The organism is Oleiphilus sp. HI0067, assembly GCF_001635735.1.
The window spans coordinates 1-792 of the sequence record NZ_LWFI01000067.1 but is presented as its reverse complement, the minus strand read 5'-3'; the positions used below and the strand labels follow the sequence as shown (position 1 = coordinate 792).

1 protein-coding gene and 1 pseudogene are annotated in these 792 nt (G+C 44.6%); both read right to left on the bottom strand.

Features of this window, described 5'->3' with window-relative positions:
- Positions 1 to 265 (bottom strand): annotated as a pseudogene (locus A3739_RS01105) (peptidase M23); the annotation flags it as partial.
- On the bottom strand, positions 250 to 792 hold a 543-nt coding region (locus A3739_RS01100; RefSeq protein WP_304440235.1), incomplete at its 5' end, for a LysM-like peptidoglycan-binding domain-containing protein. The gene A3739_RS01100 and the pseudogene A3739_RS01105, both read right to left, overlap by 16 nt.

Below are 792 nucleotides of genomic sequence, written 5' to 3'. Positions count from 1 at the left end.
TGCGCTTCAGGTTGAAGTGAGAAGAGATGCGAGCAAAATCTACAGGCGTTCGGATAAACGCTTTGCGCATACTCTCACCTGAGGGTGTAAAGTAATTTGAAACGCCATTCGCGTCAGTATAAATGACGGCTTCTAGGTGACGTCCTTGATTGCTGAAGTTGGCCGCAAGTATTCGACCATCCTTATAAGGTTGGCCATCTACAAATAGCTTTTCATATACCAGACTGAACTTGTCGCCTTTGCGGATATCTAGGGCGAAATCCACGTCCCAGCCAAAGATATTGGCGAGACCCATGATTGAGATTGCCCCAAACCTGCGTTTTGACCAGCAAGAAATAAGGATGAGTCGATTGTGCCCTCGGCATATGCTAGCTCAACTTCTGGTTCTCTGGTAACAACTTCCGTTACGAACGAGCCGTCTTGTTGACGATCTAAAAATACAGTTTCAGTGAGAGACCGAGATAGCTTGATTCGACTTAATTGATTTGCATCGTCATTCAGAAACGCTATTTTTTCGCCGGGGAAGATTCGTGTGAGCTCTTTGTTTTGTTTTCCTGCGCCAAGTACTTTGTACATGGTTGCGTCATTATACCCGCCTAAAGCAAATAGCTTTGATAGAGTATCGCCTTCATTCACTGAGAAGGTTTGCCAGTTTTCTAAGGGTTCAATTTGTAGTTCGTGATCTTGAGGAGTGGCAAGTTCAGCGCTGTTGATAGTTGCTTCTTTTGGAATGTCGATGGCGATCGTTGTGTTTTTCGTCGCATTAACTTTGCTACTAGGGCTGATAAGTAA